We start from the raw sequence: 7,495 nt of genomic DNA, 5'->3' as shown, positions 1-7,495 counted from the left end.
CATTGGCACGCGCTCCTTTGCGGCGGGACATGGTCGCGCAGGGAACACGACCGTGAGGGCGAATCTAGCCTTCGGGCGTTTTCGTCAATACTGCCGAAAGTCGGTAGTCGGATGGGTTTTGCAGGGCGGGGCGGCTTGCGTACACTCGACGACAGCCGAAATTCTCTTTCCGGCCTGGGCACGCTCATCCTCCCCCGGACGGGGCGTGCCTATGGCGGCACCTCATTCCCCCCGTGAGGTGCCGCCTTCATCGTCTTCGACGAGGACCGCCGCGAGTCTTTCTGCACGTCTCGCTCGCGCATGGAGTTGCTCACAGGGCGCACGGATCCGATCTGACCGCGGATGCTGCGGCGCCTACTTTCGTGGCATGACGACGCCCTTCATCATCCAGCCCCGCGAGAGCATCCGCATCGCGCCCGGCGGTGCGCGCACCGCGGATCTCGACCCGGCGTTCGGGCCGATCGCCGAGCACTGCGCCGATCCGATGGTCACCGACGTCTTCGTCAACGGTTCCGAGGGGCTTTTCGTCGATCGCGGAGAGGGCGTCGAGCGCATCCACGGATGGACGGCATCCGAGAGGGAGGTGCGCGACTTGGCCGTCGCGCTGATCGGTGCCGGGGGTCGGCACCTCGATGACCAGTCGCCGTGCGTCGATGTGCGTCTCGCTTCCGGGGTTCGGGTCCATGCCGTGCTCGCTCCGGTGTCCACCGCCGGCACCGCCATCTCCGTGCGCATCCCGCGGGTCGATGCCGATGATCTCGAAGCTCTCGCCGCGCTCGGCACCTTCGACGCCCGCCAGCGCATCTGGCTGGAGACGCTCGTCGCCGAGCGCGCGAACATCCTGCTCACCGGAGGGACGGGCACCGGCAAGACGACTCTTCTCGCGGCGCTCCTGCGAACGGTGCCTCCCACGGAGCGCATCGTCACGATCGAGGATGTCGCGGAGCTCCGCCCCGGGCATCCTCATCACGTCGCCCTCGAAGCGCGTCAGGCGAATCTCGAAGGGGCAGGATCGATCACCCTCGCCCGTCTGGTGCGCGAATCATTGAGAATGCGCCCTGACCGGCTCGTCGTCGGGGAATGCCGCGGTGAAGAGGTGCGCGAGCTGCTCTCGGCGCTGAACACCGGTCATGACGGCGGCGCCGGCACACTGCATGCCAGCGGTCTTGTGGATGTCCCCGCGCGTCTGGAGGCGCTCGGGGCGTTAGCGGGTATGGATGCCACGGCGCTCGCCCGTCAGGCGGTGAGCGCTTTCACGATCGTGGTCCACTTGGCTCGCGGGGCCGATGGCGTGCGCCGCATCGCCCAGGCCGGTCGTCTCGTCCTGCGCGATGACCGTCTGGCGATCGAGGACGTTCAGCCATGGTGAATCAGCGCGAACTGCCCGCCACAGCCGAGGCCGCGGCGGTGGCCGTGCGCACCCTCGCTGTGCTGCTGCAAGCAGGTGCGGCGCCTGCGGCGGCCTGGAGGCACCTCGCTGAGTCGGGAGACCCGCACGCCGAGCGCGTGGTCTCGCGGTGCGATGCCGGTGCACCCCTTTCTCTGGCGATCGAGGAGGAGGGCGGTGCGTGGTGCGATGTCGCGGCTGCCTGGGAGATCGCCACGACGGTCGGGGCGCCGCTCGCCGAGGTGCTGCGCTCGCTCGCCGAGACGATGCGCGACACAGCCAGCGCCGCCGACGATGTGCGCATCGCGCTCGCCGAGCCCGCCGGTACGGCACGGCTGCTGCTCTGGATGCCGTTGGCCGGGCTCCTGCTCGGATTCGCCCTCGGATTCGACACGCTCGGTGTGCTCGTCACACAGCCCATCGGCACAGCCTGCCTGGTCGCGGGTCTGCTCCTCGTCCTCGCGGCGCGGCTGTGGACCCGTCGTCTGCTGCGTCGAGCGCAGCCCGATCCCGGGACCCCCGGAATGCACGCCGAGCTCGTCGCCGTCGGAGTCTCCGGCGGTGCATCCATCGAGCGCACGCTCCGGCTCATCGGCGACAGTGCAGCGGCTGATCGGCTCTGCGGCGACCGTACCGACGACGTACTGCGGCTCTCGCGCGCAGCCGGTGTTCCGGCCGGAGAGCTGCTGCGCGCCGCGGCCGCACTCGAGCGCCACGAGTCCCGCGTCGCCGGCCGGCTTCGCGCCGCGAAGCTCTCATCCCAGCTGCTCATCCCGCTGGGCGTGTGCACGCTGCCCGCGTTCCTGCTGCTGGGCGTCGCCCCACTCATGATCTCCGTGCTCACCTCGACCCCGCTGCCGGTCTGACGGCGGCCAGAAGAAAGAAGGAACACATGAACACGCTCCCACCGCTGACCCGGCGCCGGGCCATCACGCTCTTCTCCGATGAGGCAGGCGCGGCGACCGCAGAGTATGCGATAACCACGATGGCGGCAGTCGCCTTCGCGGGCCTCCTCGTCGTCATCATGCGGTCCGATGAGGTGCGCGGGATCCTCACCGATCTCGTGCGTCGCGCACTGACCGTCTCCTGATATGCGTCGGCTCTGCGCGGATGAGCGCGGTTCCGTCGCCGCGGAGCTCGCGCTCGCGCTGCCGGCGGTTGTGATCACTCTGCTCCTGGGGGCGAGCGTGCTCGGTGCGGCGGCCCAGCAGGTGGCGTTGCAGGATGCGGTGGCGGATGCCGCCCGGCTGCTGGGGCGCGGGGAGAGCGCGGCCTCAGCCCAGGCCGTCGTCGCCGCGGCCGTGCCCTCCGCGCACATGTCGGGCCACACCCGCGGCGAACTCATCTGCGCGAGCGCGCAGGTCGATGCTCGCATCGGCGCGCTGATCAGAATCCCGCTGTCGGCGTCGAGCTGCGCGTTGTCCGGCGGGCTCTGATGGCGGGGACGGCGCTCGCCGCAGGCGTGCTGGCGGTCTCCGCGACGCTGACGATGGGCCTCGCCGGCTTCGGCGGGGCGGCTGTGACCGCTCAGCGCGCAGCGGGGGCGGCGGATGCGGCGGCGCTGGCCGCGGCGGATGCCGCCTCCGGAGCCGTCATCACTGCGGAGGAACCGTGTGCGCTTGCCGCGCGGGTGGCAGCGGCATCCGCCGCCCGGCTCACCTCCTGCGTGCTCGTGGGGGTCACCGCAACGGTCGAGGTGCGTGTCGCTTTCGGGGTCCTCGCTGCCGGCTCCCGGGCTCGGGCGGCGCCTGCTCCCGGGTGACGGAGGGAAGCGCCCGACGGACTTGGTAGACTTACACGGTTGCGGACACGTGCGATGCCAGTATCGCCGTGTCGTTTTCATACGGGGAGTTCTGATGGTTGATCGGGAAAAAGTAAACGGGCATTGGGAAATCGACCCGGACCACACGCGGATCGGTTTCTCTGCGCGCCACGCGATGATCACATCGGTGCGCGGCTCGTTCAACGAGATCAAGGGAAAGCTGAAGGTCGACGTCGATGACCCCACCGCTTCCTCCGCGGTCGTCAGCCTGAGCGTCGCCAGCATCGACACGCGTAACACCAAGCGTGACGAGCACCTGTGCAGCGCAGACTTCTTCAACGCAGAGAAGTGGCCGTCGATCACGTTCGTCAGCACGAGCATCGAAGAGGTCGACGAGAACGCGATCGCCGTGATCGGCGACCTCACCATCCGCGACGTCACCCGTCAGATCATGATCCCTCTGGCCGTCACCGGTGTGCAGGAAGACTCCTTCGGGATTCTCCGTGCCGGCTTCGAGGGAACGCGTCGTCTGGAGCGCCGCGACTACGGCCTCGAGTGGAACATGCCGCTCGACACCGGCGGTGTGCTGATCTCCGATCGGATCACGCTCGAGTTCGAGATCTCTGCGATCAAGAGCGACGCCTCGGCCGTCGCGAGCGACGTCGCGGAGAGCGACGAACCCGCCGCCGAGGCTGACGAATCCGCTCCCGAGAGCGACTGACCGCCTCTCGGGTTCATTCGGCGTACGCTGGTCTTGTAGCCGTCTCCCGCGCCCTTCAGGGGCCACCCGAGGGATTCTGACGGCATATACCCGAGACTGCACGCACAGCTCCGCTGTGAGCTCACCACCACCGTGGTGTGTATGGTGTGCTTCGAAGAAAGGACGCACCCTTGACTGAAGGCAAGAAGCTCGTCATCGTCGAGTCGCCGACGAAGATGCGGTCGATTCAGGGGTACCTCGGCGATGGCTACGAGGTGCTCAGCTCTGTCGGTCATATCCGTGACCTCGCAGACAAGAAGGACATCCCCGCGGCTGACAAAGCCGCGTACGGGAAGTACTCGATCGACATCGACAACGGCTTCGACCCGTACTACGTCGTCTCCGATCGCAAGACGAAGACGGTGGCCGAGCTCAAGCGTGCGCTGAAGACCGCCGACGAAGTCCTGCTCGCCACTGATGGTGACCGCGAGGGCGAGGCGATCGCCTGGCATCTGCTCGAGACGCTGAAGCCGAAGGTCCCGGTCAAGCGGATGGTCTTCCACGAGATCACGAAGGACGCCATCCAAGCGGCGATCGGCAATACGCGTGAGCTCGATCTCGCGCTCGTCGACGCGCAGGAGACACGACGCATCCTCGACCGCCTCTACGGCTGGGACGTCTCGCCGGTGCTCTGGTACAAGGTCAAGACGGGGCTTTCGGCCGGGCGTGTGCAGTCCGCAGCCACCCGCATGATCGTGGAGCGCGAGCGCGAGCGCATGGCGTTCGTCTCAGCCGACTACTGGGACGTCACCGCGTCCGCAGCGGCAGGCAGTGCCTTCGGCGTGCGTCTCGTCCGCGTCGACGGCGGACAGCTCGCTCGAGGGACCGACTTCGATGACACCGGAAAGCTCAAGAAGGCCGTCGTCGTCCTCGACGAGGGGAAGGCCACAGCTCTTGCGCATGCCGTCGACGCCGTCGGCGCCGGCACCGTCACCAAGGTCGAGGCCAAGCCGGGAACACGCAGTCCCTACGCGCCCTTCACAACGTCGACGATGCAGCAGGAAGCCGGGCGCAAGCTGTCGATGAGTGCCAAGCAGGCCATGAGCGTCGCTCAGCGTCTGTACGAAAAGGGTTTCATCACGTATATGCGTACCGACTCGGTCGCGCTGAGCACCCAGGCCGTTCAGGCCGCGCGCAGTCAGGCCGTGGCGCTCTACGGCGACAACGCGGTTCCGCTGAAGCCCCGGGTATACAAATCCAAGAGCAAGAACGCGCAGGAGGCGCACGAGGCGATCCGTCCCTCGGGCGACAACTTCCGCAAGCCCGCATCGGTGTCGGGCGAGCTCGATCGTGAAGAGCTGCGCCTGTACGACCTCATCTGGAAGCGCACGGTCGCGAGCCAGATGTCCGATGCCAAATACGAGACGACGACCGTGACGCTGTCGGTGGATGCCGCAGGGCAGAACGCCGAGTTCACAGCATCCGGAACCGTCTACACCTTCAAGGGCTTCCTCGAAGCCTATGAAGAGGGGCGCGATGAGAAGCGCGCCGATGCCGATGCCGACTCCAACCAGTCGCTGCCGGCTGTCGCCGTCGGCGATGAGCTCACGATGTCGGATGCTGAGCCGAAGGGCCATAAGACCAGCCCGAAGCCGCGCTTCACCGAGGCCTCGCTCGTGAAGGCTCTGGAGGAGCGGGGGATCGGCCGTCCCTCGACGTTCGCCAGCATCATCGGCACCGTGATCGATCGCGGCTATGCGACCAAGCGCGGTCAGGCGCTCGTGCCGACGTGGATGGCGTTCAGCGTCGTGCGTCTGCTCGAGGAGCACTTCACCGACCTGATCGACTACGACTTCACCGCGGCGCTCGAGGACGACCTCGATGCGATCGCCACGGGGGAGCAGAAGCGCGTCGAATGGTTGACGTCGTTCTACTTCGGCTCCGATGAGCACACCGGTCTGCGTCAGATCGTCGACAACCTCGGCGAGATCGATGCGCGCGCGCTGAACTCGACGAAGATCACCGACAACGCAACGCTCCGGTTCGGCAAGTACGGTCCCTACCTCGAGGTCATCGACCCGGCCAAGCCCGATGAGCGCGGCCGCATCGTCAACGTCCCGGAAGAGCTCGCGCCCGATGAGCTCACGCCGGAGAAGGCCCTCGAACTGATCGACGCGCCGGTCGCCGGTGATCGTGTCCTCGGCACGAACCCGGAGAACGGCCGGGAGATCGTCGTGAAGGACGGCCGTTACGGACCCTATGTGCAGGAGAACCTGCCGGAGGAGCCGGTCGACGTCGACGCGGCGACCGGTGAGGTCATCGAGAAGCCGAAGAAGAAGACGGCGAAGAAGGACGCGCCCAAGCCGCGCACCGGATCGCTGTTCCGTTCGATGTCCGTCGAGACTGTCGACCTCGAAACGGCGCTGCAGCTGCTGAGCCTGCCGCGCGTCGTCGGCACGGATCCGGAGACGAATGACGAGATCACGGCGCAGAACGGCCGGTACGGTCCGTACCTGAAGAAGGGCACGGATTCGCGTTCGCTGGAGAGCGAGCAGCAGATCTTCGACGTCACCCTCGAACAGGCGCTGGAGATCTACAAGCAGCCGAAGTACGGTGCCGGTTCGCGTCGGGCCTCCAGCGCGCTCGCGGAGTTCGAGGCCGATCCGGTCAGCGGCAAGCCGATCCGCATTCGCGATGGCCGCTTCGGTGCGTATGTCACCGACGGTGAGACGAACGTCACGATTCCGCGCGGCCAGAAGCCCGAGGACATCACGTTCGAGATCGCCGTTCAAATGCTCGCCGATAAGCGAGCCAAGGGGCCCGCCCCCAAGCGCGGCGCGAAGAAGGCTCCTGCCAAGAAGACGGCGGCGAAGAAGCCCGCGGCGAAGAAGGCTCCCGCGAAGAAGGCGGCGCCCAAGACCGACGAGGAGAAGGCTGCAGCGCGGTCGGCTGCGGCGAAGAAGGCTGCGGCGACGCGTGCGGCCAATGCTGCGGCGAAGAAGGCAGCCGCTTCGTGACCGAGCGCCCGGGACTCTGGATCACGCTCGAGGGCGGCGATGGCTCGGGGAAGACGACGCAGGCTCAGCTGCTGGAAGCATGGCTCGGCGAGACGGGCCGAACGGTCGTGCGCACGCGCGAGCCGGGCGGCAGCGAGGTCGGTCAGCTGATCCGCGACATCGTCCTGCATCACCGGGGGGACATCGCGCCGCGCGCCGAGGCGTTGCTGTACGCCGCGGACCGTGCGCACCACGTCGCGACGGTCGTGATGCCGGCGCTGGAGCGCGGGGAGGTCGTGCTGCAGGATCGCTACCTCGATTCCTCCGTGGCCTATCAGGGCGCTGGACGGGTGCTGGACGCGGACGAGGTCCGCGCCCTGTCGCTGTGGGCGGCCGAGGGGGCTCTGCCGGATCTGACGGTGCTGCTGGACTTGGATCCCGCGGCGGCGCGGTTGCGCCTGGACGCGGCCGACAAGCCCTTCGACCGGCTCGAGGCGGAGAAGCTCGACTTCCACGTGCGGGTCCGGGATGCCTTCCGGAAGCTGGCGGATGCGGAGCCGGAGCGGTTCCTGGTTCTGGATGCCGCGGCATCCGTCGAGGATATCTCCGCGGCGATCCGGTCCCGGGTCGCCGACCTGATCTGACGAGTG

General features: G+C 67.7%; 8 protein-coding genes. All 8 read left to right on the top strand.

The annotated features are described in order from the left end of the window. Positions 1 to 484 precede the first annotated feature (484 nt). The 8 genes from Q0Z66_RS05960 to tmk all read left to right on the top strand — a co-directional run bounded on the left by Q0Z66_RS05960 (position 485) and on the right by tmk (position 7,489). Positions 485 to 1,369 (top strand): TadA family conjugal transfer-associated ATPase, encoded by an 885-nt coding sequence (locus Q0Z66_RS05960; protein ID WP_298038915.1) that lies wholly within the window; start codon positions 485 to 487, stop codon positions 1,367 to 1,369. Further along, on the top strand, positions 1,363 to 2,253 hold the full coding sequence (locus Q0Z66_RS05955) for a type II secretion system F family protein (protein ID WP_298038911.1): 891 nt from the start codon (positions 1,363 to 1,365) through the stop codon (positions 2,251 to 2,253). The genes Q0Z66_RS05960 and Q0Z66_RS05955 overlap by 7 nt, the downstream gene beginning before the upstream one ends. A gap of 26 nt (positions 2,254 to 2,279) precedes the next feature. Next, positions 2,280 to 2,477 (top strand): DUF4244 domain-containing protein, encoded by a 198-nt coding sequence (locus Q0Z66_RS05950; RefSeq protein WP_298038910.1) that lies wholly within the window; start codon positions 2,280 to 2,282, stop codon positions 2,475 to 2,477. 1 nt (position 2,478) lies between these two features. Next, the gene (locus tag Q0Z66_RS05945) at positions 2,479 to 2,823 is read left to right on the top strand and encodes a TadE family type IV pilus minor pilin (RefSeq protein WP_298038907.1); all 345 of its coding nucleotides are present in this window, start codon (positions 2,479 to 2,481) and stop codon (positions 2,821 to 2,823) included. Next, positions 2,823 to 3,149 carry a helicase gene (locus Q0Z66_RS05940; protein ID WP_298038905.1) on the top strand — a complete coding sequence of 109 codons (327 nt, stop codon included), beginning with the start codon at positions 2,823 to 2,825 and terminating at the stop codon, positions 3,147 to 3,149. Before Q0Z66_RS05945 ends, Q0Z66_RS05940 begins: the two co-directional genes overlap by 1 nt. 94 nt (positions 3,150 to 3,243) lie before the next feature. Further along, positions 3,244 to 3,870: a YceI family protein gene (locus tag Q0Z66_RS05935; protein WP_298038902.1), complete on the top strand. Its 627-nt coding sequence runs from the start codon at positions 3,244 to 3,246 to the stop codon at positions 3,868 to 3,870. Between the two features lie 170 nt (positions 3,871 to 4,040). Beyond that, the gene (topA, locus tag Q0Z66_RS05930; RefSeq protein WP_298038899.1) at positions 4,041 to 6,866 is read left to right on the top strand and encodes a type I DNA topoisomerase; all 2,826 of its coding nucleotides are present in this window, start codon (positions 4,041 to 4,043) and stop codon (positions 6,864 to 6,866) included. Further along, positions 6,863 to 7,489, top strand: a complete 627-nt coding sequence (tmk, locus tag Q0Z66_RS05925) for a dTMP kinase (protein ID WP_298038897.1) — start codon at positions 6,863 to 6,865, stop codon at positions 7,487 to 7,489. The genes topA and tmk overlap by 4 nt, the downstream gene beginning before the upstream one ends. The last annotated feature ends 6 nt before the right edge of the window (positions 7,490 to 7,495 follow it).

This window comes from uncultured Microbacterium sp., from assembly GCF_947632095.1.
In the GTDB taxonomy this organism is placed as follows: Bacteria; Actinomycetota; Actinomycetes; order Actinomycetales; family Microbacteriaceae; genus Microbacterium.
This window is presented reverse-complemented; position numbering and strand designations above follow the sequence as displayed.

What these genes read in the sequence shown, in the direction of transcription:
- Q0Z66_RS05935 (WP_298038902.1), top strand. Translation starts at nt 3,244, where the DNA reads ATGGTTGATCGGGAAAAAGTAAACGGGCATTGGGAAATCGACCCGGAC.
- Q0Z66_RS05945 (WP_298038907.1), top strand. Translation starts at nt 2,479, where the DNA reads ATGCGTCGGCTCTGCGCGGATGAGCGCGGTTCCGTCGCCGCGGAGCTC.
- Q0Z66_RS05950 (WP_298038910.1), top strand. Translation starts at nt 2,280, where the DNA reads ATGAACACGCTCCCACCGCTGACCCGGCGCCGGGCCATCACGCTCTTC.
- Q0Z66_RS05960 (WP_298038915.1), top strand. Translation starts at nt 485, where the DNA reads ATGGTCACCGACGTCTTCGTCAACGGTTCCGAGGGGCTTTTCGTCGAT.
- Q0Z66_RS05940 (WP_298038905.1), top strand. Translation starts at nt 2,823, where the DNA reads ATGGCGGGGACGGCGCTCGCCGCAGGCGTGCTGGCGGTCTCCGCGACG.
- Q0Z66_RS05955 (WP_298038911.1), top strand. Translation starts at nt 1,363, where the DNA reads ATGGTGAATCAGCGCGAACTGCCCGCCACAGCCGAGGCCGCGGCGGTG.